General features: G+C 48.3%; 23 protein-coding genes. 8 read left to right on the top strand and 15 right to left on the bottom strand.

Annotation, left to right across the window (positions count from 1 at the left end; all coding sequences use genetic code 11):
* Positions 1–52 precede the first annotated feature (52 nt).
* Together MHH48_RS22650 and MHH48_RS22645 are read left to right on the top strand one after the other, a co-directional pair.
* On the top strand, positions 53–517 hold the full coding sequence (locus tag MHH48_RS22650; protein ID WP_076324908.1) for a hypothetical protein: 465 nt from the start codon (positions 53–55) through the stop codon (positions 515–517).
* Between the two features lie 252 nt (positions 518–769).
* Positions 770–1,699: an S-layer homology domain-containing protein gene (locus MHH48_RS22645; RefSeq protein ID WP_076322131.1), complete on the top strand. Its 930-nt coding sequence runs from the start codon at positions 770–772 to the stop codon at positions 1,697–1,699.
* Between the two features lie 161 nt (positions 1,700–1,860).
* Here MHH48_RS22645 and MHH48_RS22640 read toward each other — a convergent pair whose 3' ends face one another.
* Both MHH48_RS22640 and MHH48_RS22635 read right to left on the bottom strand, forming a co-directional pair.
* Positions 1,861–3,963 carry an ABC transporter ATP-binding protein gene (locus MHH48_RS22640; RefSeq protein WP_076322130.1) on the bottom strand — a complete coding sequence of 701 codons (2,103 nt, stop codon included), beginning with the start codon at positions 3,961–3,963 and terminating at the stop codon, positions 1,861–1,863.
* Positions 3,964–5,721 carry an ABC transporter transmembrane domain-containing protein gene (locus MHH48_RS22635; RefSeq protein WP_076322208.1) on the bottom strand — a complete coding sequence of 586 codons (1,758 nt, stop codon included), beginning with the start codon at positions 5,719–5,721 and terminating at the stop codon, positions 3,964–3,966.
* A 589-nt stretch (positions 5,722–6,310) separates the two neighbouring features.
* Here MHH48_RS22635 and MHH48_RS22630 point away from each other — a divergent pair.
* The gene (locus MHH48_RS22630) at positions 6,311–6,616 is read left to right on the top strand and encodes a HesB/YadR/YfhF family protein (RefSeq protein ID WP_076322129.1); all 306 of its coding nucleotides are present in this window, start codon (positions 6,311–6,313) and stop codon (positions 6,614–6,616) included.
* Between the two features lie 46 nt (positions 6,617–6,662).
* The gene (locus MHH48_RS22625) at positions 6,663–7,112 is read left to right on the top strand and encodes an NUDIX domain-containing protein (RefSeq protein ID WP_076322128.1); all 450 of its coding nucleotides are present in this window, start codon (positions 6,663–6,665) and stop codon (positions 7,110–7,112) included.
* Between the two features lie 139 nt (positions 7,113–7,251).
* On the opposite strand, the gene MHH48_RS22620 is transcribed toward MHH48_RS22625, so the two are convergent.
* Positions 7,252–7,764, bottom strand: a complete 513-nt coding sequence (locus MHH48_RS22620) for an ADP-heptose synthase (protein ID WP_076322127.1) — start codon at positions 7,762–7,764, stop codon at positions 7,252–7,254.
* Between the two features lie 133 nt (positions 7,765–7,897).
* Between MHH48_RS22620 and MHH48_RS22615 the strand changes: the two genes are divergently transcribed.
* Complete coding sequence (locus MHH48_RS22615) at positions 7,898–9,643, top strand: ABC transporter ATP-binding protein (protein ID WP_076322126.1); 1,746 nt, start codon at positions 7,898–7,900, stop codon at positions 9,641–9,643.
* A gap of 97 nt (positions 9,644–9,740) precedes the next feature.
* Here MHH48_RS22615 and MHH48_RS22610 read toward each other — a convergent pair whose 3' ends face one another.
* The 7 genes from MHH48_RS22610 to MHH48_RS22580 all read right to left on the bottom strand — a co-directional run bounded on the left by MHH48_RS22610 (position 9,741) and on the right by MHH48_RS22580 (position 14,963).
* Positions 9,741–11,033 (bottom strand): DUF6080 domain-containing protein, encoded by a 1,293-nt coding sequence (locus tag MHH48_RS22610; RefSeq protein WP_076322125.1) that lies wholly within the window; start codon positions 11,031–11,033, stop codon positions 9,741–9,743.
* Positions 11,034–11,093: 60 nt separating this feature from the next.
* On the bottom strand, positions 11,094–11,414 hold the full coding sequence (locus MHH48_RS22605) for an EamA family transporter (protein ID WP_076322124.1): 321 nt from the start codon (positions 11,412–11,414) through the stop codon (positions 11,094–11,096).
* A complete protein-coding gene (locus tag MHH48_RS22600; RefSeq protein ID WP_076322123.1) occupies positions 11,404–11,745 on the bottom strand; it encodes an EamA family transporter in 342 nt (113 codons plus the stop codon). Before MHH48_RS22600 ends, MHH48_RS22605 begins: the two co-directional genes overlap by 11 nt.
* Positions 11,733–12,365, bottom strand: a complete 633-nt coding sequence (locus MHH48_RS22595; RefSeq protein WP_076322122.1) for an HAD-IB family hydrolase — start codon at positions 12,363–12,365, stop codon at positions 11,733–11,735. Before MHH48_RS22595 ends, MHH48_RS22600 begins: the two co-directional genes overlap by 13 nt.
* A gap of 28 nt (positions 12,366–12,393) precedes the next feature.
* A complete protein-coding gene (locus tag MHH48_RS22590) occupies positions 12,394–13,299 on the bottom strand; it encodes a decaprenyl-phosphate phosphoribosyltransferase (protein ID WP_076322121.1) in 906 nt (301 codons plus the stop codon).
* Between the two features lie 222 nt (positions 13,300–13,521).
* Positions 13,522–13,965, bottom strand: a complete 444-nt coding sequence (locus MHH48_RS22585; protein ID WP_076322120.1) for a DUF441 domain-containing protein — start codon at positions 13,963–13,965, stop codon at positions 13,522–13,524.
* Between the two features lie 20 nt (positions 13,966–13,985).
* Positions 13,986–14,963, bottom strand: a complete 978-nt coding sequence (locus tag MHH48_RS22580; protein WP_076322119.1) for a YpdA family putative bacillithiol disulfide reductase — start codon at positions 14,961–14,963, stop codon at positions 13,986–13,988.
* A gap of 179 nt (positions 14,964–15,142) precedes the next feature.
* Between MHH48_RS22580 and MHH48_RS22575 the strand changes: the two genes are divergently transcribed.
* Positions 15,143–15,451, top strand: coding sequence for a DUF2087 domain-containing protein (locus MHH48_RS22575; RefSeq protein WP_256720487.1), 309 nt, complete (start codon positions 15,143–15,145; stop codon positions 15,449–15,451).
* Between the two features lie 93 nt (positions 15,452–15,544).
* Here MHH48_RS22575 and MHH48_RS22570 read toward each other — a convergent pair whose 3' ends face one another.
* The 5 genes from MHH48_RS22570 to MHH48_RS22550 form a co-directional block, all read right to left on the bottom strand.
* Complete coding sequence (locus MHH48_RS22570; protein ID WP_076322118.1) at positions 15,545–16,171, bottom strand: FMN-dependent NADH-azoreductase; 627 nt, start codon at positions 16,169–16,171, stop codon at positions 15,545–15,547.
* Positions 16,172–16,249: 78 nt separating this feature from the next.
* The gene (locus MHH48_RS22565) at positions 16,250–17,098 is read right to left on the bottom strand and encodes a DUF4097 family beta strand repeat-containing protein (protein WP_179090612.1); all 849 of its coding nucleotides are present in this window, start codon (positions 17,096–17,098) and stop codon (positions 16,250–16,252) included.
* Positions 17,095–17,655 carry a DUF1700 domain-containing protein gene (locus MHH48_RS22560; RefSeq protein ID WP_076322117.1) on the bottom strand — a complete coding sequence of 187 codons (561 nt, stop codon included), beginning with the start codon at positions 17,653–17,655 and terminating at the stop codon, positions 17,095–17,097. The genes MHH48_RS22565 and MHH48_RS22560 overlap by 4 nt, the downstream gene beginning before the upstream one ends.
* Entirely contained in the window at positions 17,648–17,977 is a 330-nt protein-coding gene (locus MHH48_RS22555) for a PadR family transcriptional regulator (RefSeq protein ID WP_071220202.1), read from the bottom strand. The genes MHH48_RS22560 and MHH48_RS22555 overlap by 8 nt, the downstream gene beginning before the upstream one ends.
* Before the next feature lie 440 nt (positions 17,978–18,417).
* A complete protein-coding gene (locus tag MHH48_RS22550; protein WP_076322116.1) occupies positions 18,418–18,657 on the bottom strand; it encodes a hypothetical protein in 240 nt (79 codons plus the stop codon).
* 365 nt (positions 18,658–19,022) lie between these two features.
* On the opposite strand from MHH48_RS22550, the gene MHH48_RS22545 reads away from it, so the two are divergent.
* Both MHH48_RS22545 and essC read left to right on the top strand, forming a co-directional pair.
* Positions 19,023–19,334 (top strand): hypothetical protein, encoded by a 312-nt coding sequence (locus MHH48_RS22545; protein WP_076322205.1) that lies wholly within the window; start codon positions 19,023–19,025, stop codon positions 19,332–19,334.
* Between the two features lie 89 nt (positions 19,335–19,423).
* The gene (gene essC, locus MHH48_RS22540; RefSeq protein ID WP_076322115.1) at positions 19,424–23,401 is read left to right on the top strand and encodes a type VII secretion protein EssC; all 3,978 of its coding nucleotides are present in this window, start codon (positions 19,424–19,426) and stop codon (positions 23,399–23,401) included.
* Positions 23,402–23,404: the final 3 nt, after the last annotated feature.

Raw genomic sequence — 23,404 nt, 5'->3', positions numbered from 1 at the left:
GGATATACACAAATAGAAACGGTAAAGACAGCCAATACTAGAGGAGGATACCATGAAACAATCTCGACTGATGGATAGTGACCACTCCAAAGAGCTGTTTGCCTATTTCGGATTAGCGGTGTATTATTCACAGGCGCTTGAGCAGCAGCTCGCGAATCTGTTGATGCTGATCAAGCTTTCCCAAGGGAATGTGCCTTCAGAAGAAGATTTCACCCAACTATATCATCGGAAATTAAGCAGCTCTCTAGGCCAACTGGTACACGAGATCCAGCATTACTTTCCATTCTCCGAAGAAGAAACACTTCAATTAAAAGAAGTCTGGAAGCAGCGTAACTACATCGTTCATGATTATTTCAAAGAACGGATTCATGAGACGTTTAGTCCGGCTGGCCGTTCCCGAATGATTCGGGAGCTGACCGCATTTAAGGACCAGGCTCAAGCGTTAGAGCAAAAGCTGCAGGGCTATTCTCGCGAAATGTATGTGAAGCTTGGCCTGGACAGCGAAAAAAGCGTGTAAGTGCGTGTTCAAAAAGGTCGATTTTCAGCACCGAGAAGGTTGGATGAAGCTAGGGACGTCAGGAGCGGAGCGTACGTTTTGGGTACGTGAGCACCGGAAGGCCCGGCTGAATTCAAGATTCGATGCCGAGCTGCTTCCTGATTCGCTTCGTGATCAAAAGCGGACTTTTTGAACAACCTCTATAAAAGAAATTAGGGCTGAGATGAAACATATTCCAGCACCTCTGCGTCAGATAGATTAGGAGGTGTAATTATGAAAAAAACTACGAAATTGTTAACTGCAATGCTTGTCACTTCGTCATTGCTCGGTGCCGGCGCCGCCTCTGCTTTCAACGATATTCAAGAGGAGCAGCCACTACAAATGGTGAAGGAGCTGCAAGCGAAAGGAATTATCCAAGGGATTAGTGCCGATAAATTCGCTCCGGCCAAAACAATAACGACCGCCCAAGCGGTGCAGATGATTGTGAATGTCGCCGACCTGAAGGTACAACCGAACTATACGGGCCGTTCGTTTGACAGTGTGCCGAAGGATGCCTGGTTCGCGGATGCTGTGAATATAGCGGCTCAGAACGGATTGTCCGTATCCGCAGACATGAAATGGAATGAACCGATAACCCGAGAAGGTTTCGCGACATTGCTCTCGGAAGCGATTCAGAAGACCGGGAATTATCCCGTGGTCATGATGTATCTGCATGTGGCCGACGAGGATTTGATGAAAGAGGAGAGCCGGGGAGCGGTGCAGTTCCTGCTGTTAACCAAGATCGCTGAGCTCGACGCCAACGCCAAGTTCCATCCCGCCAAGAGTTTAACCCGTATTGAAGCGGCAGAGCTTGCGTACAATTCCATTCAATTTATTGAGGAGCATCAGAAGAACATGATACCCGAGAAACCGGGACAATCTGAACCGGATGTAAGTACAAGCGTCGTTAAGGTGGATGATGCGCAGAATAAAGTCACGGTAACCAAGGAAGACCTACCGAATCCGGGGTATGGCATTAAAATTACGTCGGTCGACTATGTTAGCGATACCGAAGCCGTGATCTACTACAAAGTTCTTCAACCCGATCCGGACAAAATGTACCCGCAAGTCATCTCCAAATCTTCAGATGACGTGCTCGTGCCTTCCAAGTACACCAAAATCACGGTCAAAGCAGAAGCTACTCTTGATCATCCGGCAAAGTAATTCTTGTAATGTACCGCCAGCATACAATGCAATAAAGAAGGCTGTTCCCAAGCGAATGTAACATTCGACAGGGGACAGCCTTCTTTTATTGATATCTGTAGGTATAAACTTCGAAGCCTGGGTCTTCCTGATTTCGCAAGAAAAAACACTTCTAACTTGGTTTATACATGACCACCTGCCATTTTACTGTTGGAGGCAAGTACCGTCTCCTTACTCTCTGCAATCGGAGCCGTGCTGCCTTGCTGGAGTTGATACATTTTAAAGTATCTTCCGCCCAGGGCCATCAGCTCGTCATGGGAACCCTGTTCCACAATTTCGCCGCGGTGAAGGACCAGAATCTGATCGGCGCTGCGGATCGTGGATAAGCGGTGGGCGATGATAAAGGTCGTGCGCCCTCGCTTCAGTACCTCCAGGGCTTCCTGGATTAAGGCTTCAGTCTCCGTATCAATGTTAGCGGTGGCTTCATCGAGAATCAGTATGGCCGGATTGAACGCAAGAGCCCGGGCAAAAGAGATTAACTGTCGTTGTCCGGCGGAGAGCGTGCTGCCTTTCTCCAGTACTGGCTCATCGAAGCCTTGCGGAAGATGAGCGAGCAGCCGATCAGCCCCTACGTCGCGCAGAGCCTGCTCCACTTGTTCCCGTGTAATGCTCGGATCACCCAGGCTGACATTCGAAGCAATGGTGCCTGTGAACAGGTACGGGTCTTGCAGTACAATCCCCATATGCTTGCGGAGCCATTGCTTTGGAATATCGGTAACGGGCTGGCCATCAATGGTAATCGTGCCTTTCTGCGGGTCATAGAAGCGGAACAGCAGATTGATGATGGAGCTTTTGCCGGAGCCGGTATGACCTACAAGCGCCACGGTTTGGCCTTGCTTCGCTTCAAAAGAAATGTTCTTAAGGACATAGTCCTTCTTGTACGCAAACGACACGTTCTGAAATTCTACATTTCCTAAATACCGCGGCATGCTGCCATCCGTTACTTTCTCGCCTGTTTCATCCATCAGCTCAAACACCCGTTTGGCGGAGACGATGGAGGTATCGAGCGCTGCCAGCTGGTTAACCATGCCCGTTATCGGCTGGAACATGCGGCCAAGCAGATCAACGAAGGCGTAGAGGACGCCGATCGAGACGATGCCGGCACCATTTAATGAAGCAGAACCGAAATACCAGAGTACGACTACAAAGGAAACGTTACGCAGAACATTCACCAGATTGTGCGTGGTGAAGGAGTTCAGATTGAGCATTTTGTTCTGATGAGCCATATAGTCCGCATTCAGCGCCTCGAACTCGTCCTGGGTCGCTTTTTGGCGGCGGAATACACGAATGATGGCCATACCTTGAATGGATTCATTAATGATGGCATTGATCTCGCTCAGACGGGAGCGGATGACGGTATTGTATTTGGTTGCAAATTTACGGTACAAAATGGTCCATACAATCAACATCGGAATAACAAACAAACTGATCAAGCCCAGTCGTACATCCAGAAGGAACAAAGCGACGTAGACACCCGTAATATACACAGCGCCGGAGCTGAAGTTGGATAATACCGCAACGAACAGGTCCTTTACCGCTTCGGTATCATTGGTTACCCGGGAAACGACTTTGCCCGCCGGTAAATCATCAAAGAAGTTGACGGGCAGCCGCTGAATGTGGGCGTACACATCGGTGCGCAGCTTCTGAATGACCCGATTAGCTGCCGATTGGAGCCAGTAGGTTCTGCCGAATACCGTAATCATGGAGATCAACAGGCAGATCAGGAACAGGCCGACCAGCTTATATATGTTGGGAAGTTCGGGTTTATAAAATTCAAACAGCTGTTCCTTGGTCAATTTAACAGCCGGATACTGCATCTCCTTCGAGGCGTAGGAAATTGTCATAACACCGTCCTGAAAGGAGCGGTTTCCTTCGGTTCGGGCTACCGGCTCGTTAATGAAGTAAAAGCTGCGGCCAGCCTGAACGAGACGTACTTCCTGTCCTCGCGTCTCGCCTTCAAGAAAGCGATCCTCGCGTTTAAAATAAGTCCCGTTATAGGATGCGGCATCTTGAGCCTGCGTCGTCTCATAATAAGGCCGTTCGATGCCCAGGATATGCTCGTCAATCATCGTTTTTGCGATGAAGGGACCTGCAAGCTCTGCGGCAACGCCGATGGCCAGCAGAATCAAGGCGGCGATGAAGGTGCCCTTGGCTGTTAAGGCATAACGGAACAGTCGTTTGGCAATGCCGGATTCATTCGATATGGTCGTATCGGTTGGAGTCAATTAAGACACCTCCTCCGAGGTCAGATTGTTTTCTACCTGCTGGCGTTCGAATTGCTCACGGTACCAGCCACCGAGCTCCAGCAGTTCATCATGGGTTCCTTGCTCCGTGATTCGACCGTCCTCCAGCACCACGATGACATCGGCATGCTGAACGGCTGAGAGTCGATGCGTGGAGATCAGGGTCGTCTTGCCGGCGCGTTTGCTCCGGATATTATCGATGATTCTGGCTTCCGTCCGGGCGTCTACAGCGGACAAGGAGTCGTCCAATATTAAGATTTCAGGGTCGCCGATAAAAGCTCGGGCCAGTGAGACCCTTTGTTTTTGCCCACCGGACAACGCCACGCCTTTTTCGCCTACAAGGGTATCAAGCCCATCGGACAGGGTGACCAGATCGCGGTCAAACGCAGCGGTCGTAATTGCCTCCATGATCAATTCGTCGCTGGCATCCTTTTTGCCGAATTGGATGTTCTGACGCACCGTCTTGGAGAACAAAATCTGCTCCTGCGGCACATACCCGATCCAGCCATGGAGCCGGTCAGTCGCCAGCATCTCCATTGGTATATCGGAAATGAGGATTTCGCCGGTTCCGGTAGGGTACTCATGGAGAAGCTGCTTCAGCAGCGTCGATTTGCCGCTGCCCGTGCGTCCTACGACGCCGAGCGTCTGGCCTTTTTGCAGCGTAAAATTAATATGTTTCAAATTATCAATTGTAGAGGTTGGGTAACGGAACGTGACATCTTTAAATTGAATCGTATCCGGAACCTCCACATCTGCAGGGTTCGCGGCGTCGGTAACATCTGGCGGGGTCTTTAAGGTTTCGTTGACCCGATCCAGGGAAGCGTTTCCGCGCTGCATAATGTTGATCAATTCCCCGATGGCAAACATCGGCCAAATCATCATCCCGAGGTACATGTTGAACGATACGAGATCTCCGAGCGTGATTTGATTCTGGAACACCAGGTACACACCGTAGGCTAAACCGATGACGTAACTGAGACCGATGGAGAAATTGATGGTTGGTTCGAATAAGGCGTCCACTTTGGCTACCGCCAGGTTTTTACGATATACATCATCCGTAATGTCCTGGAAGCGCTGCTGATCGGCGCGTTCCTGTACATAAGCGCGGACGACACGCACACCAGCTACGGACTCCAGAACCTGGTCGTTCATGTCACCGAAGGCATCCTGCGCCAGCGTGTAGCGTTTATGGATGGCTCTTCCGTAGATGACCATACCAATGGCTATGATCGGCATGGGCAGAATGGCTGCCAATGTAAGCTTCCAGCTGACAATGAAGCCCATGGCGAACAGAACGACAATCAAGTATATGGTGGAGTCGGTCATGACGAGCATCCCGAAGCCAGCAGTTGCTGCCACGGAGCGAAGGTCATTCGTAGCTTTTGCCATGAGATCTCCTGTGCGGTTACGCTCGAAAAACGGCGGAAGCATCCGCAGCAAATGGTTCATGTACCGGGTACGGAGCAAACGTTCCACGAGGTTCGCCCCTCCGAACAAACGGTGCATCCATATGTAAGTGGCACAATAAACGACAGCAACGATGCCGAGAATCATGAGCAGATATTGGACGAGAGACGCCCACGTTATGGAACTGCTGACGATATCGTCAATGGCGTTTCCGAGCAGAAGCGGCGGCAGCAGCTCAACCAGTCCGCAAAAGATGAGAAGCGCAAGGCCGATCAAGTAACGCTTTTTCTCTTGCTTGAAAAACCAGCCTAAATTTTTAAGTACGGCAAACACATTATCCCTTCCTTTCGTAGGTCGTTCCGGCATCATATCATCCTAAAAACCAAAAAAAGCACATCATCCGACGACGGACGATATGCTTCATTAATTTTGAACTTATCATTCGCACGGCGATCATGACTTCCGCGCAACGGTTAGCTGCTTCGTTCTGATCATTCTGGCAACGAATGAACGAGGCTTGATGATGATGAGACAGCACCATTGGGGAGTCGATCCATATTTAATTGTAGGAAATGATGATCCAGATGATCTTGATCTTGATCCATCGCAAACAGTTTAAACATGTCACTCACCCTTTCTTCGTAATTTACAATTTATTCAAATCGATCTCGTATGGACTGAATTTTATCACCATGAACTGGAATGTGTCAAACTTATTTTTCAGGATCATAGCAAGATATTCGATAGTGAAGGTAGGATAGAACCTTATGTCACTATTTTATTATCAAAATGATTTGTATCCTAACATGCGTATGCGTTATGATAATATTGCAACTATTTATAAGATACCGTCCCTAAGATCTCCGGTCTGCAAAAAGATAGGGGTCAACATAATATGACGTCTAAGGAGGGTGTACGACACATGCAAATTCAAGTCAGCGACCAGGCGGCACGTTGGTACAAGAAGGAACTTGATCTTCAGTCAGGCACGTTCGTTCGCTTCTTTCCACGATATAGCTCAGGCGGCGGTCTCCATCCCGGATTTTCGCTCGGTATTTCGGTAGAAGAACCAAGAGAAGCGGGACTGACGGAGCATTCCGAAGAGGTAACATTTTTTATGGAAGAACAGGATTTGTGGTATTTGGAGGGATATACGCTACGCGTGAAGTATGAGGAATCCTTGGATGACATTTCGTATATTTATGAAGAAGAGGGCGCAGTGAATTAACCTGATGTGAGACTGCAGCGCCATCTAGGGAAAGGAGGTTCCCAAGATGAGCGTATATCACCGCGATATTCGCCAATACATCGGCAAACGCTCGGTGGTCCGTGTGAAAGCGGCGGTGCTTGTGCTGAACGATAACGGAGAGATTCTGCTCCTGAAGCGGCAGAACAAGGACGAGTGGGGACTTCCACTCGGAAACCTGAAGCCCGGCGAAGCTCTTGAAGACACAGCGTCCAGAGAGCTGTGGGAGGAGAGCGGCCAGACAGCGGATGATATGCGACTCTTGGACCTTGTGTCGGGTCCGGAGTATATGAAGAAGCAAATAGGTGGAGATGAAGTGTATTATGTGATAGGTGTGTATGCGGCAACCGGCCTGCACAGTGCCATTCATTTGTCCCCTAATACGGAAGTATCTCTTAAATATTTTGATTTTCAAGCATTGCCCGTTATGGATGAGATCACGGTCCGCTTGCTGGACAAGATAAAAAAGAACAGCTGAGGCTCGTTTAGTGGTGGCAGTTTGTACGCCTTAAATTCCCCGCACGGGGAATTTTTTTCGGTCAACATGAGGAGTCCCTGCCCCATTCAAACCGGGGGAGGGACTCCTTTTGCCATGCGAAGGTGTGTACATAGGATCATTATGGCTGCCCGGACAGCGGGACCTCTAATGCAAAATCAAAATCGTCGATATCATAGATCTGAACGGGAAGAGCGCTTTCGACGATACGCTGAATCAATTCGTATTGATCGGTCAGTATGGGAGCCGCGGCTCTTTGGGATGCCAGCAGCAGCTCGGTTTCCACAGGATCGAAGGATTCCCCATAGGGTGCGGTGTCCATGGTATTCATGACCGAGACCCGGGTAGTTTCACTAACGGGAATGGTGGGGCTCTTGGACCAAGGCACCTGCAGAGCGCGCTCGATTTTCTTTTTGTTCAGTGGTTCTTCAAAATAGGAAATCAATTCGCCAATCTTTATCTTGACGTGCTGGTCATCAGCACTGCTATTCATGAGATGTTCCTCGGTGGTATGAAGCTCATATAATTCCAAAATGGTAGTGTACGGAATGATGTACTCGACGGGTTTAGGTGGTACTAACAGCTGACCGTAAATGGCCAGCATGACGGCCTCCGTCACGAAAATTCTGGTCATGACTAAATCCTCCTGCAAGACATGATACAATTCATAAGTTTAGAACTAATAAAGCATTGAAGCGCATAAATGTCAACTGCTCTTCGCCTGTCAACCACGTGGATGTTACTTCAGAAAGGGGCTGTTATCACCTTTGAAATCATGGAAAATCTATTATCCGTTCGTTAAGCCATATATGAAGTGGATCATCCTGACCCTTATTATCGGCATGATCAAATTTGCAATCCCGTTGTTACTGCCCATGATCATGAAATATGTCGTGGATGATCTGCTAATCAACCAGCAGATGACCATTGAACAGAAAATCCAGGATCTGATGTGGATTCTCGCCGGGACCCTGGTGCTGTTTGTCGTTGTACGTGGTCCGGTGGAATATTTGCGGCAGTATTTTGCCCAGTTCATTACCAGTCGTATTTTATTCGATATGCGTAATCGACTGTATGCCCATCTGCAGCGGTTATCCCTTCGTTACTATCAGAATACCAAGGTAGGCGAGGCGATATCGCGCTTTATCAATGATGTGGAACAATCCAAGAACCTGGTAGAAGTCGGTATGATGAACATCTGGCTGGATATGTTTACATTGGTGTTTGTATTAATCGTCATGTTCTTCATGAATCCCGTTCTGACGCTGGTTGCCATCTCGATTCTTCCTCTCTACGGGTTAGCGGTGAATTTGCTGTATAAGCGGCTTAAGCGCTTGACTAAGGACCGGTCGCAGGCTCTCGCCGGCATCCAAGCGTACCTACATGAGCGGATTCAAGGGATCTCGGTTATCCGAAGTTTTACTCTGGAGCGGTACGACCAGAAGAAATTCGAAGGCATCAACGGCAATTTTCTGAAAAAAGCGATGGCGCAGACCCGCTGGAATGCGCTCACCTTCTCCATTATCAACACACTCACCGATATTGCGCCTATTCTGGTTATCGGTTATGGAGGATATCGGGTGATTCAGGGAGATCTGACATTAGGTACATTTGTTGCCTTCTTTGGTTATCTTGACAGGCTGTATGCGCCCCTTCGCCGCTTGATCAACTCGTCAACGGTGCTGACACAGGCTTCAGCTTCGCTGGAACGGGTCAAGGAGCTCATGGACGAGCCATATGACATCGTGGACCGTCCGGGTGCCAAAACGCTCAAGACAGCAGGACAGATCGAGTTTGACCGCGTAAGCTTCAAGTACAATGATGCCGCAGGCTGGGTGCTGCAAGATATTAACCTGACCATCAAGCAGGGGCAGACGGTTGCCTTCGTCGGCATGAGCGGCGGCGGCAAATCATCCCTGATTGGATTGATTCCGAGATTCTACGATGTACAGCAGGGCGCGGTGAAGATTAACGGTCACGATGTCAGGGATTTGACGCTGGACAGCCTGCGCGGATCGGTGGGGATGGTCCTGCAGGACAACTTCCTGTTTAGCGGATCTGTTCGTGAAAATATATTGTTTGGCAATCCGGAAGCGGATGAGCAGAGAATCGTCGCCGCTGCCAAAGCCGCCAATGCGCATGATTTCATCACCCAGTTGCCGCAAGGCTATGAGACCGAAGTGGGGGAACGGGGCGTCAAGCTCTCGGGCGGGCAGAAGCAGAGACTTGCCATCGCCAGAGTCTTCCTCAAGGATCCGGACATTCTGGTGCTGGATGAGGCGACTTCGGCGCTGGACCTGGAGTCCGAGCATCTGATACAGCAGGCGCTGCAGTCCTTGTCCAACAATCGCACCACATTGATCGTGGCCCATCGCCTTTCTACCATTACGCATGCTGATCAAATCGTTGTGCTGGAGAATGGTAGAATTACAGAGCAAGGCACGCACGGCGAGCTGATGAATCTGGATGGAAGTTATGCCAGACTATACAACGTGCAGCATTTGGAGAATTGATATTCTCTTATTCCATTGATTAACGAAAGACCCGTCCTTCTAAGGCATGGTGTTCGGCCATGCTTCAGGGGACGGGTCTTTTGATGTGTTTAAAGGCTTATTTCTCGATATTCTTGAACACCGTGTCATAAGTCGTCTGAATATAGTCCAGCGTCTGCCTGTGTAATACGATATTGTTCACCAAGGTGATCAGCAGGAACAGTACCATGATGCCGGTCAGAGCTTGTTGAATCCGGAGGTTCTTTGTTTTGGCAATAAACAGTGCTGCAAGCACAAACAGGGCAAACAGATAATGTCCTGCGTACAAGTACAGATCGTAAGCATACGTAGCCAAACCAAACCCAACGATGATGTGCAGCAGAATCGCGAACAGAATATAGATGCCAAATGCCCAGGTATCGCGGGAGCGGATACCCTTAATGAAGGATAGAACCGCAAGGATAAGCATCCCGATACCGACGATATGGACATGAATCGGATACGGCTTGGCCAAATTCGTCACGAATGCAGCGATCCCCGGATCAATCATGGCAAGCTCAGGCGATAGGATGGGACTTACAAATAGCATGTAGAAGACTCGGGAATGGTGCTCGAATGAAAAAGGAGAAACATAGCTGAGCGCACCGTTCTGCACGCTTGAAAACACGTTGGCGATCCACGATTTACCTGAGAACAGCAAGTGTTGAAGCAGAGTTACGATCACCGCCATCCCCAGGAAAACCAGCATAGTCATGATAAACCGTTTAAACGTGTCCTTTTGTTTTCTATCGAACTGGCTGATCAGCAGTGCTCCTGCGAACGTAGCTACATTCGTAGACGTGATGCCGAAATTAATCAGGGCCTGGGAGGCATTCGGCATGACGGCAAATCGATTCGTAAGCCGTCCATAGTGCAAATAAGCGGCTGATAGGATGATCATAAACTGCGCATAAGCGTAGGAATCCGGTATGAATGCCGTGAACAGCGAATAAGAGCTGATACCAAAGAAAGCCGCCGTGACGAGAGACAACAACCAGCTGGCTCCGCTTCTTCGGACGATGTAATAGACCAGCGCTGCGCTAAAGGCGTTCAGGACCGATTGAATCAGAAGATAAGGGAGGTTGGAGCTCCCGATCATCGTTGTTAACGGACTGGTCAGGAAATTAATGAACGGATGGATAATTGAGATATTTTCCGGTCCATATTCCATTGAAGGATCGAAGTTGAACAGATTCAGCGTAAAGGGCGCACCATAGAATGGGCTATGAGGCATCAACTCGGCTGCATGATCCTTGATGTAGGCTACGAACGGAAGGTTCATGAACACATACCATAGGGCCAGACAGACGCTTAGGCCGATCGCCGTGTAATTATCTTTTTTATGTCGAAATAAATAACTGAAAAAAGTCATGCTTTTCGTTCCCCCCATCTTGCTATTATATGTACTGAAAATAGGCCAAGCGGCATTCGCTTACCAGATCAGCAGGAGCAATCCGGAAATAATAAAGGCGACGCCAGCGATTTTTCGGATCCCGATGGTTTCCTTGAATACCAGTTTGGCAAACAGTAACGCCCACAGGAACGTAAGTGCATTCGCCGGCATAACCAGCGTATAAGGAAGCTCTCCTAGAAGGTATATGTTTAACAAGGCTCCCAATCCGTAACTAAGAAAACCGATCAGCAGCAGCTTGATTTGTTTGTTTGCGGTATATCCTTTGAAGAATACGCTGCCCAGTGAGCCGAGTAAGGTCATCAGGAGCAGAAGCAAGTATAGGAACCCGTCATTTTTCATAGGAAGTTAATGTCACCCCGATTCCAAGCAGGGCTACGGCTGCCAGTTTTTGCAGGGTTAATGGTTCATCCAGAAAAAAATCACCATAAAACAGAGCCACAATATAGCTGATACACATCAGAGGATAGGCAACGGACAGCTTCTCCAATGAAAACGATTTGATCATGAGAATGGCCCCGAGGCCGTAGCAGATAAAACCGATTCCCATGTATATCAAGTTGGCGTGGCCCCATTTCCAGAACAGCTGGCCGGTAGCCGTCAAAAAAGCCGATAGAACCATGAACAGCTTGCCCAGGTGGCGCGGGGCGCTCTGCGCTTTTATCTGTTCCATGTTAATCCCTCGCATCCCTGAGCAGATTTCTGATTGATCAAATATTTGTATTTGACGAGCCCGAACATAGGGAGGTCGGACAAGGAATCGGAGTAAGCGCAGGAAGCTGCATAATCAATGCTCAGTTGCCGCTCGTTCAAGTACTGCTGAATCCGGTTCACTTTTTCCTCCCCCTTACAATTGTTTCCTTCAATCATCGAGGTAAAGCGTCCTTCCCGTACGGAAAGTTTCGTAGCGATCACGGTATCGACGCAAGGAAGCTCTGCAAAGTATCTCATGTAAGCGTCGGGGGACGCCGTTACAAGCAGCACATGATAACCCTCGCTTTTTTTTTGCTGCATTTCCTTCAGCGCAGCCGGAAAGATGGCAGGTTTTAATTCTGTTTCGTAAAAATGTTTCAGGTCGGCATCATCCATATGGCGCATCGCATGAAAATAAGCGCTCTTTGCCTTCTCAGCCTCCAGAAGACGGAGCTTGTACAGCACGGAATGCAGCACGACTTTCAGAATGAAGGGTGCTGTGGACGGTTTTTTTCGAATACCATATTTTAAAAACTGAAACATGGAGTCTGTATGGATGACCGTTTTGTCGATGTCAAAGATTGCGAATTTATGTTTCATATCATTTCCCTCAATTACTAATTCTGTATTATTCAAAGTATACTAAAATCCCGATAACGCTGATGACATAGAGGATCACGGTGACCAGGATGTGTGTGTCCTCTAGGAGCACCCGGTCCGGAGCCCCGCCTTTTTTCTCGATATGAATCAGATAAAGATAGCGGAACATCCCATATATGACAAGCGGTATGGTCCACATGAGGTGAACGGTTCTGCCTGACGTAAAGGTAAACAGTGAATAACTGATGATGGTTGCTGTGGTGACAATGCTGCTCATCTGGTCCAGCAGATCGAACGAATATTGATCGAGCACCTTGCGGTGAGAGCCTTTGTCATGCTGCAGCAGATGGAGCTCATGCCGTCTCTTGCCGATCGCCAGGAAGAGCGATAGCAGCATCGTACAGAGAAGGAACCATGGCGTGAACGGGACGTGGATGACCAGTCCGCCCGCGATGGCTCGCAGCACGAACCCGGCCGCGATAATCATGATGTCAATGATGACAACATGCTTCAGCCGGAAGGAGTAGGCTACGTTCATGGCAAAATAGAGCACCAATAACACGGTAAACAGCGGATTTAGGAAATAAGATACGGCCAGCGAAGCGATTAGCAGCAGCACGCCGAATGCAATAGCCAGCTTGGGCGGCAGCGCACCCGAGGCCATGGGACGGTATTTCTTTACCGGATGGTTGCGATCCGCTTCGCGATCGGCATAATCGTTCACAATATAGACGCAGCCGGAAACGAAGGACAACAGGAAAAAACCGATCAGGGTGTCGAAGAGCACGCCGGGATTTACCACTTCAAACGAGAAGAGGGGGGCTGCAAATATGAGCAGATTTTTGGTCCATTGCTTCGGCCTCAGCTGCCTGAAGAGCAGCATGGGAAGCTGCCTAAGCGGAGCAGCCGCCGATTCGGTATTCGTTGAAGACAATTGTGTTACCTCCTGATACATCATATTTCATAAGGGATTACGGAAAAATCGCTAAAACACGATAGCTATCATACCATAAAATAGACTATATATGGTAATGATCCGTCCGATACGAGGCTTGTTAATAGAACAAATAAACCTCCCCAAGCGTTCACGAACCGGCAGGGAGGTTATTGTTCTATTTATGTTATTTATAAAAAAGGTTGCATCTGTTCCTGTTCCTCACGATTTACCGATGAGCAGGGACAACAGACCGGCGGCGATGAGCGGCCCGACGGGCACGCCGCGGAATAGGGCGACCCCAAGTACCGTGCCAACAAGAAGACCGGCAACCACGGTGGGATTGCTTCCCATTAGCGTGGCACCACGACCGCCTAGATAAGCGACAAGCATGCCGACGGCGATGGCCAAAAGAGATTTCCAGTTCAGGAAGGATTCGCCGATCGTTTGCAGGCTCATTTTGCCGCTGGCCAGCGGTGACATGACACCTATGGTGAGAATGATAATGCCGACCGTCAGTCCGTATTTCTCCAGCCATGGGAATGCTTGCTGAAAGCCGGTTACACGGATGAGAAGCAATGCCAGCATCGCAATCGTCACGGCCGAATTGCTGCTGATAATGCCAATTCCCGCCATTGCCAGCAGGATGAGTGAAGTTACGTCCATGGGGGATCGCTCCTTTTTTGTTAAGCGTTCGAGACCAAGTGCTCGGCAATCAAACGACCGTGTAGTCTCCCTGACTCAATAAACACCTCATTGGCATTACGACCGGATGCAATGACACCAGCGACATAGAGTCCCGAAACATTGGTCTCCATCGTATCCGGATTATAGAGCGGCTTCTCCATGTCTTCATCCAGTTCAACGCCGGAGGAGGCAAGCAATTTCCGATCAGGACGGAATCCGGTCAATGCCAGTACAAAATCATTTTCAATGATTGTTTCCTGGCCTTGATTCGAAAGAACGGTAATGGAAGACTCTGCGATTTGTACGACACGCGAGTCCAGGTGAAGCTGGATATGTCCCTTTTGCACCATACTATCGAACAGAGGACGTACCCAAGGTTTGATGTTCTGTGAAACTTCCTCACCCCGATATACCATCGTGACCTCGGCTCCCACACGGATGAGCTCCATGGCAGCATCCACAGCCGAATTACTGCCGCCGATGATCGCGGTCTTCATTCCAGCATAGGGATGGGCTTCCCGGAAGTAATGGGTGACTTTCTCCAAGTCTTCTCCAGGAATGCCAATATAATTCGGATGATCAAAATAACCCGTAGCAATGACTACGTGTTTGGCTTCTCGTATGGACTCTACACCGCCGCGGCGCTGGGTCTTTACCTGAAAGCTGCCGTCAGGCTGCTTGGTTATGGTGAGAGCTTCTTCGTATGGGGAGATCTTCAGATTAAAGTGTCTGGCAACTCTGCGATAATAGGCCAGCGCCTCGTGCCGAAACGGTTTATCATTCGATATCGCGAACGGAACTTCTCCGATTTCAAGCATTTCAGCCGTACTGAAAAACTGCATATGCGTTGGATAGAGATAAATGGAATGAACTACATTGTGTTTATCAATGATCTCGCAGCTGAGGCCCCGGTTGCGGCATTCAATGGCAGCTGAGAGACCACATGGGCCTGCGCCGATAATTAAGACGTCGAGCATGGTGAACCTCCTTATGTAATAACCTTACGCTATCGATCTGCATAATAATCCTACAGCAAATAAAAGGATAAATCCAGATTTGACGGGATTGACAAACATTTCAAATTTGATTATCATCTAATTAGATGAATATTAAATTAGATGATTGTGAAATTTATTTAGAAGGGAGGAAGAACACCATGATGGAACCAATTGCAAGTGAGGCCTATAAGGCATCCGTTCTCCGGAATTTTATAACGAAAGACGGAACGCTGCGTTCCATTCCGGCCCAGTACAAAAAGAAACTCGTCATATTGGAGTATCTGGTAGAGCAGCTTGAAGCAGGGAAAGAATATCCGGAAAAGGACATCAATGCGTTTATCAAGCGTTATCATGCGGATTATGCGACCATTCGGCGGGAATTTATCATTCATCAATATATGAGCCGTGATCATGAAGTCTATACACGTAACCCGCGCGAGTTATGGACCCAATGGGAAAAGGTTTAAACGGGATTACACAAAAGCCACCTTTTACTGCCTGAGCAGTGGAAGGTGGCTTTTTGTATTAACTAAACGTTGTATTAATAGGTAAAAGTTCGATTAGAAACCGGCAGCAGCCTTTTTAACGAGCTCGAGACCGTTCTGAACGATCATTTCCGCTTCGTCAGGGAATTGGTTGTGGCCTTCGATGATGAGGGTTTCGATATCTTGCACGCCCCATTGACGAAGATTACCCATTACGAAGTTAACTGCCATCTCAGCCGCGGCCATAGGTCCCTCCGAATAGTTACCTCCACGAGCATTCAGGATGACGACTTTTTTGCCTGTCACCAGACCTACAACGCCTTGCGGCGTATATTTGAACGTTTTGCCTGCTTGGTTCAGGTAGTCGATATAGGTATGAAGAACGGCAGGTACGGTCATGTTCCACAATGGGAAAGCGAGCACGATTTTGTCAGCAGCAAGAAACTGGTCAAGATATTTGCTTACATTCGCAGCAGCTGCCTGCTCTTCGGGGGTAGATTCCAATCCTTGAGCAGCTTTGAACATACCGTTAATGGCTGTGCCGTCATAATAAGGAAGATTCTCTGCAAAAAGGTCAAGCTCCGTGATTTGGTCTTCCGGATGACTTTCTTTGAAGGATTCCAAAAACGCATGGTACATTTTTACGCTTACCGATTGTTCGATGGCTCTGTTGTTTGCTTTGATGAATAGTACATTAGACATGTATGAAAACTCTCCTTGTTGTGTAGTTTACTTTATAAAGTATAGTATATTTCATTTCGATCGTTTGTCAACAACGTCTTAATGTACGATATCGATATTTCCGGAGTAGGTTTCCACTTGGATGGTATCGGTTGTTTCTTTCAGTGACTCCGGCGCTGAAACGTCTCCCGATAGTGTCTTAAGGTCATAGAATCCCCGGAAGGACGGGTCAGGCTGCACTTTCACATTGCCGGATCTGCACAGGATATTAACCGATGAAACGCCAAGCAATCCCACGTTTACGTTACCGGAAGTGACCTCAACGTCGACGGGACCTTCCATATTTTTCAGCACGACATTTCCCGAATGATTGACCATCTGGGTGGATGCCCGGATGTCAGAACCGCGAATATTTCCTGAAATGTTCTCAACGCTTAACTGCTCGGCTTGTATTCCGCTCATGTTAATGTCGCCTGACTTCACGGAGATGTCAATCATCTTGGAAGAAGCTCCGCTTACCTGGATATTGTCTGAGAGCGTCGATAAATCGAGTTCGTCGAGTTTTGTGCTTGATGGAAGCACAATGGACAGTTTTCCTTTCGGTGAACGAAAGTCCACACTCATCAACTGGAAAGTGGAAGGTGTAGTCAGATCCAATTTCACCTCAGGGCCTGATGGATTAAAGTTTTTAAGAATATCGACATGCTCCGGTTTTAATTTGCCGTCAAACGCGATATATCCGTTCGAATCGCCGCTGTCCTCAAACGCGAAGCTGATATTAATATTGCTGGCAATAGTTAATTTTTTCAAATTTACGGCATCCTGCAGATCCCATCGATTCTGATAGCTGACAAGCTCTTCACCGAATTTAAACTTGTTCAAGGCCATGCCGATGATTCCTACCAATATAAGTGCGATTGCTAAACTGAACAACCATTTTCTGTTCACTGTGCGTCACGTCCCTTCAACAAACGCGTATTCCATCTGGAGTACCTCAAGGTTAACGATAACAATCCAACCATGGCTGAGCGTGTGGCATATCCGAGGAAGATGCCGATTCCGATCAAAGAGATGGATAAGAATAATTTGGCCGGATAAAACGTTCCGTTTACGATATAGTCAATCAGAACGAGCACTGGGCTCAGCAAGGTTGCCAGGGCTCCCAGAGCAATGGCGACCCCTCCGGACCATAATGCTGCAAGGAAGGGGACTGCCACCAATGCACAGAAGAACAAACCGACTCCTAACGCATATTTTCCAAAAGAAGACGGTCTTCGGATCGCTGCCGGAACAGGCATATCCATATCCACATACCGGTCGCCTAACGCTTCCTTGGCCATTTCAAAAGGATCTCCCAATTCACGGGCGATTTCCTCTTCGGTTCGTCCATTCTGCATGCCAATGACAAAATGGGACGCCACATCATGAATGAATTCCCGCCGTTCGTCGGGAGGAAGCGCGGCAAGACGCGATTCCAAAATTGAAATAAACTGTTTTTTAGTCATACAAATTTCCTTCCTCTATCAGATTGGTCACATTGCCCACAAAAGCTTGCCATTCCTTTACCAAGGCTCTCATATAAATCACTCCGCTAGGCGTCAGCTTATAATATTTACGGGGCGGACCCTCGGTCGATTCCTGGAGGTACGTCGTACAATAGCCTTCATTAACAAGTCGGCGAAGGAGAGGGTACAACGCCCCTTCGGCTACCTCAATATGCCTCGATACCGCTTGAGCCAACTCGTAGCCATACTGGTCCTTGCGATGGATTAACACAAGCACGCAGAGTTCAAGCACGCCTTTTTTGAATTGAATACTGACATTCATACGGCAGATGATACCTCCTTTCATAAGTCCATGTTCATGCTGTATACATGAGGTAGTAATTAATATTCAGTAGTGGTCTATGAATAAGATATCACTTAGTACTGATTAATGCAAGGTACTGATTATAAAATGGGCTGTCGTCAGAACATCGTCGAATCATAAGAAGCTTTGTTAAACGAAAGAAAGTCTCGTTTAATCTTGAAAAGGCACGGTTAATAGAAGTTATCAGAACATTGGGTCGTTTTTCCAAAAGAAGAATGGAGGGATGAACAGTATGTCCATCGATCGGTTTATATTAAAAAAATTGGACAGATGTCAGGAGATCACAACGCGGAGAAATCTCGTGAAATTGTTTCAAATCCGAATTCAGAGAGCGCAGATAGCCGAGGATCGCCATTACGGGTTATAATGAAGTTAAACAAAAAAAGGGCTACCCCTCTTTAAAAGAGAGATAGCGCAAGAGAGTCGTTTTCGCTTTTGCTGTGAAGAATTGCCTCGGATCCCTCGATTTCAATGCTGATCAGGGAATTGAGGCATTTTTGCAGCGCGTTTTTACCGGTTTGAATTTTATGGTCAAGCGCGCTGGTTAGCAGTTTTAGCACCTTCTGTACCGGCTGCTTGTTATCCGTTGTAAAGTATACGGGAACCGGCTTATTTTGGAACATGATTAGTGTTTTCATATCAATCACCTCACGAAAGATTTTTCATGATATTTGCATTATAAATTGCCAATCTTAAAATAACCTTAAATTCATAGAATTAATCAGCATCATTTTTCTGAGCGTGACATTTTTGTGAACGACGATATTTTCCCGACTACAAACCCGGATTTAACCTATAATCAATACATAAATAGTCCCTCGGGACTAACAATGCCGCGTGAAAAATAGGAAATAGGAAATATGACACAAATTGACAGAACTGACCCTGGGATGATATTATTACAATAATGTAACTATTTTTTGCAACTATTGAAATAGGTGATTGGACTTTGCATATGGAATAAACATAAGGATTACCATTTTTGGAAAGGCAGGTTAACCAGATGATACTCACCGTGATCAGCGGGCGAAATGAAGATGATTGGTTTGATATCGACGTACCCGATGAATGCTCCATTGAACGGTTGAATGAGCTGCTGGGGCTACGTCTTTTTCGTGAACCCTCGGGTGAAGGGATTCAATATATATTGGAAGCAAAGTTCCCGGAAGGCTTGTGGTTTACGGTAGGGGGCCATTCTAACCTAGTTGAAGCAGGACTTAGAGAAGGCTCCTATATCCGTTTACAGCGGGCATTCTCAACAACCACCGAGGAAGCTCCTGTCTATGGCAGAAGATTGTTGTTTCAAGAAAGCTGAGATTGGGTAAATAACCCTTTGGTTTTAATTGAAACAGCAAAATACATAATTGTACATTTCAGACGCTCTGGATTAGGAGGAAGTGACATATGAACGTGTTGTACCAACGTTCGCCGCGTATTAGACCGGCTTTACCCAATGAAGACATGGAGATTCTGAGACCCCCGTCCGAGCCAAGCAAACCGTCGTTTTCTATGATTGCCATCATTATTCCGATTATTATGACGGCTGCGATGGTTGGTTTCTATTTCTATATGAGCGCGAACGGCAAAATGGGGAGCAACTACATGATACTGACCATCTTTATGATGCTGACTTCCTACACGCTGCCGTTCTTCATGTATTTAAGCAACAAGAAGACTTATCAGAAGAAGCTGGCCGAACGAAATCAGAAGTACCGTGCACAGCTTGACCTGCACCGGGAAGAGCTTAAGGAGCGGCAGGAGGATCAGGTACACATTCTGTTTGATATCCATGGCGATCCGGACGTGTGTTACAACGTTGTGAAGAACCGGAGCAGCAGCTTGTGGGAACGTTCCCTGGAAGATAAGGATTTTCTGGAGATTTGCGTGGGCAAGGGAGAGGTTCCGTTCTACATTAACGTAAAGCCACCCCGTGCGGATGGGTATGACAAGGACCCTCTGATAGAAGCAGCCGAATTGCTGTCTTCCGAATTTCAGTCCGTCGACGATGCATCGATTGCGCTGCCGTTATTCGAATCCAAGGTAATAGGGATCGTAGGCGGAAGAGACCGCGTATTAAATATGCTGCGCGTGATGATGGCCCAAACGGCTGTGCGGCACTCACCCGATGAAGTGAAGATCGCCGCTTTCTATGAAGAGAAAGAAGCGAGCGAGTGGCAATGGCTGCGCTGGCTCCCTCATACGTGGGATGATGATCGTTCCAGCCGCTATCTTGCGGATCGACGGAGCAATGCCCATCAGCTTGCCGATGAAATATTTACTCACTTGTACCGGCGTAAAAATAATCGCTCTGAACATGGGAAGAAATCGATTGAGACGCCGGCATACGTGGTGATCTTATCTGCTACCCAATTAATCGAGGAAGAACCGCTGCTGCCTCTGCTGATGGAAGATGCCGAAGCGACCGATGCGGTTACCATCATCTTGTCCGACCGCAAGGAAAGCTTGCCGATGCACTGCCAGCTTATTGTTGAGGTTGACCGGGAGCAGGCGGCGTACACGATTAAGAAAGCGGACGGCACGGTCTCCAAGCAAACCTTCCAATCCCATCATATTAGTAGGGAGCAGATTGAAGCCTTGGCTCGATACATGGCGCCGATCCGGCTGAAGCGATCTTCTGCGTCCGATATCCCTAGCGTTTTGGCGCTTTTCGAGATGATGGATATACAGAAAATCAACGATTTGGATATGCACAGACGCTGGCAGCAGAACCGATATCCGGATTCATTACCCGTTCCGATGGGTGTCCGGGCGGGCGGAAAGAAGATTAATTTGAATCTTCATGATAAAATAGAGCGTCAAGGTCATGGACCGCACGGTCTGATTGCGGGAACGACCGGTTCCGGGAAAAGTGAGGTTATTCAATCTATTGTGGCCTCCCTGGCCTCCGAGTTTCACCCGCATGATCTAGCATTTATGCTTATTGATTATAAGGGCGGCGGCATGTCCAACACGTTTGTTAACTTGCCGCACGTAGTAGGCACCATAACGAACCTGGATAACAATCTGATTGAACGTGCGAAGGTGTCGCTGAAAGCCGAGCTGGTCCGCCGCCAGAAAATATTGAACGATGCGGGAAATCTGCAGCATATCGACGAGTACTACAAGCTGCTGCGCAATCGCCATGGCGAGCCGCTCCCGCATCTCGTTATCATCATTGATGAATTTGCACAGCTGAAGAAAGATCAACCGGAGTTCATGGATGAATTGATCAGCATTGCCGCTATTGGACGAACACTTGGTGTCCATCTGATTCTTGCGACCCAGAAACCGGCAGGCGTCGTGGACGATAAAATTTGGAGTAACTCGCGCTTTCGGATCTGTCTTCGGGTACAAAGCGAGGGCGACAGCCGTGATATGCTGAAGATTCCGAATGCAGCCTGGATTAACAAGCCCGGACGAGGCTATTTTCAGGTGGGCAGCGACGAAGTGTTTGAAGAAATGCAGTTTGCCTGGAGCGGCGCTCCTTACATTGAAGAGAGGGATACGCCTGGTGCAGTGGTTATTCGCGAGGTGCGAATTAACGGGAAGTCGGAGCCTCTGCTTGCTTCTAATCCTTCCCTGGGAGCGCATTTGGAGGTGCCAAAACAGCTCCAGGTGTTTATCGATCATGTAGCTGACGTGGCCAAGGAGCAAGGGATCGAACGGCTTCAGGGGCCTTGGCTTCCACCGCTTCCGGAGAGTTTGGATCTGGAGAGCATACCGTCTGGGACCGAACTGCAGAAGCAAGATCTGTTCAGTGATTCGGCACTTGTGTCCTATGTTGGAATGGTTGATGATCTGCCAAACCAGTGCCAGAAGCCGCTGATGCTCAATCTTGAGCAAGGCCACTGGGCCGTATACGGCATGCCCGGACTTGGAAAGACCACCTTTATTCAAACGATGCTGATGTCGTTAGCCAATCGGTATACCCCGGACTTTTGGCATGGGTATATCGTGGATATGGGCCGGATGCTGCGGGATTTTGCAGGGCTCCCTCATATCGGAGGAGTCATGATGGCGGAGGAAGAGGATCGTATCAAGCGCCTGTTCCGTTTTCTGACGAAAACGGCGGCGACTCGCAAAGATATGATTGCTGAAGCAGGTGTGAAGACTGTTGCGTCCTACCGCCGGGGCAACACAGGCCCCGTCCCGCAGTTGGTCGTGGTTATTGACGGTTACTTGAATTTTCGTAACTCCTATCCGGATGAGAATGATATGCTTGAATACTTGCTGCGAGAAGGCGGCAGTCTGGGGATTATGTTTGTCATTACGGCGAACCGGATTTCGGATATGTTCGAGAAGGTCCGAAGCAATATCTCGCAAGCAGTATCGTACGAACTCGCCGATCCTGCTGATTACTATTATGCAGTGGGGCGTCCAACAAGAGTTCCCAGCCAGCTTCCTCCAGGAAGAGGATTGGTTAAAGGGCAGGTGCCGCCGCTTGAATTTCAGACGGCTTTGCCGGCTTCCGGTCAGGAAGAGGGGGACCGTTCCGCAGCGCTCCGCGATACGATTCGCACTCACCGGGCAGCGTGGCACGGGGAAGAAGCACCACGGATTGAGTCACTGCCGGACAAGATTCCGCTCCATCAACTGCTGAAGGTACAAAAGCCTTATGAATCAGCAGGAATGGTGAAGTTTCGGGTTCCTGTCGGGGTGGCTACGGATGACTTGACCCCTTTTGTTATCAATCTGGAGGATGGACCACATTTTATTGTGGCGAGTCCGATGGAAGGTGGTAAAACATCATTCCTCCTTAGCTGGATGTTATCACTTGCATATCATACATCGCCGGATGAGCTGGAATTATATACGGTAGATACGCGCTATGGAAGCAGTGGTCTGAGTCGGATGAACCATCTTCCGCATGTCCGTGGGCATGCGGAGAATGAGGAAGATTTGGCTCCGCTCATTTCAGGCCTTTATGAACGGGTTCAGACCCGGTCCAAAGACAGTGAAGATCCGACTATCCTGCTTATGATTGATGACGCTGACGTGCTCAGCAAGCAGCTTTCCGATTTCACCTTGAAAGACCAGCTGTCTGCCATCGTCAGACAGGGAAGAGACCGCAAGGTACATGTTGTCATTGCCGGTGTACCGGCCGATTTCCCGACGTATGGCGTCGATTGGTTTACCGATATCAAGGCTGCACAAAACGGATTTTTATTCGGAACATTGGATTCCAACGATTTATCGTTCTTCAGAATTCCTTTTTCCGAATCCACCAATAGTCCTGGAGGACTAAAAATACTTCCGCCAGGACAGGGGTACTATGTAAAACGTAAATTTTCCAGAATAAAAGGCGCAGTTCCGTTTGATGACGAATGGAACGCCCAAAGATGGGTCACAGAAATTCGCGACCGATGGCATGTTGTAGTTTGAGGG

The sequence above is a fragment of the Paenibacillus sp. FSL F4-0100 genome, assembly GCF_037993005.1.
GTDB lineage: Bacteria > Bacillota > Bacilli > Paenibacillales > Paenibacillaceae > Paenibacillus_AQ.
This window is presented reverse-complemented; position numbering and strand designations above follow the sequence as displayed.

Bases quoted from the DNA above. Each gene is read 5' to 3' on its own strand.
- MHH48_RS22550 (WP_076322116.1), bottom strand. From the start codon at position 18,657: ATGAAAACACTAATCATGTTCCAAAATAAGCCGGTTCCCGTATACTTT.
- MHH48_RS22545 (WP_076322205.1), top strand. From the start codon at position 19,023: ATGATACTCACCGTGATCAGCGGGCGAAATGAAGATGATTGGTTTGAT.
- MHH48_RS22650 (WP_076324908.1), top strand. From the start codon at position 53: ATGAAACAATCTCGACTGATGGATAGTGACCACTCCAAAGAGCTGTTT.
- essC (WP_076322115.1), top strand. From the start codon at position 19,424: ATGAACGTGTTGTACCAACGTTCGCCGCGTATTAGACCGGCTTTACCC.
- MHH48_RS22620 (WP_076322127.1), bottom strand. From the start codon at position 7,764: ATGACCAGAATTTTCGTGACGGAGGCCGTCATGCTGGCCATTTACGGT.
- MHH48_RS22580 (WP_076322119.1), bottom strand. From the start codon at position 14,963: ATGCTCGACGTCTTAATTATCGGCGCAGGCCCATGTGGTCTCTCAGCT.
- MHH48_RS22625 (WP_076322128.1), top strand. From the start codon at position 6,663: ATGAGCGTATATCACCGCGATATTCGCCAATACATCGGCAAACGCTCG.
- MHH48_RS22600 (WP_076322123.1), bottom strand. From the start codon at position 11,745: ATGGAACAGATAAAAGCGCAGAGCGCCCCGCGCCACCTGGGCAAGCTG.
- MHH48_RS22630 (WP_076322129.1), top strand. From the start codon at position 6,311: ATGCAAATTCAAGTCAGCGACCAGGCGGCACGTTGGTACAAGAAGGAA.
- MHH48_RS22555 (WP_071220202.1), bottom strand. From the start codon at position 17,977: ATGAATGTCAGTATTCAATTCAAAAAAGGCGTGCTTGAACTCTGCGTG.
- MHH48_RS22595 (WP_076322122.1), bottom strand. From the start codon at position 12,365: ATGAAACATAAATTCGCAATCTTTGACATCGACAAAACGGTCATCCAT.
- MHH48_RS22610 (WP_076322125.1), bottom strand. From the start codon at position 11,033: ATGACTTTTTTCAGTTATTTATTTCGACATAAAAAAGATAATTACACG.
- MHH48_RS22560 (WP_076322117.1), bottom strand. From the start codon at position 17,655: ATGACTAAAAAACAGTTTATTTCAATTTTGGAATCGCGTCTTGCCGCG.
- MHH48_RS22570 (WP_076322118.1), bottom strand. From the start codon at position 16,171: ATGTCTAATGTACTATTCATCAAAGCAAACAACAGAGCCATCGAACAA.
- MHH48_RS22605 (WP_076322124.1), bottom strand. From the start codon at position 11,414: ATGAAAAATGACGGGTTCCTATACTTGCTTCTGCTCCTGATGACCTTA.
- MHH48_RS22575 (WP_256720487.1), top strand. From the start codon at position 15,143: ATGATGGAACCAATTGCAAGTGAGGCCTATAAGGCATCCGTTCTCCGG.
- MHH48_RS22645 (WP_076322131.1), top strand. From the start codon at position 770: ATGAAAAAAACTACGAAATTGTTAACTGCAATGCTTGTCACTTCGTCA.
- MHH48_RS22585 (WP_076322120.1), bottom strand. From the start codon at position 13,965: ATGGACGTAACTTCACTCATCCTGCTGGCAATGGCGGGAATTGGCATT.